The 255-nt window shown below is 71.0% G+C and carries 1 pseudogene; it reads right to left on the reverse strand.

The window, feature by feature from the left end:
* Positions 1 to 255 (reverse strand): annotated as a pseudogene (locus ACG04R_RS28595) (xylose isomerase); the annotation flags it as partial.

Raw genomic sequence — 255 nt, forward strand, 5'->3', positions numbered from 1 at the left:
GCAGCGCCTGCGCGCACACGTCCATGCCGCCGATGTGGCCGATGAACAGATCCTCGGCGTCGATGGACTGGCGGCGCACCTTGGCGTCGAAGTTCAGGCCGCCCGAGCCCAGGCCGCCAGCCTGGATGACGTGGTACAGCGCCAGCGCCGTCTCCGGCACGTTGTTGGGGAACTGGTCGGTGTCCCAGCCCAGCTGCGGGTCGCCGCGGTTCATGTCCAGGCTGCCCAGGATGCCCAGCGCGCCGGCGGTGGCGA

The organism is Pelomonas candidula (assembly GCF_043555985.1).
Classification (GTDB): Bacteria; Pseudomonadota; Gammaproteobacteria; order Burkholderiales; family Burkholderiaceae_C; genus Pelomonas; species Pelomonas candidula.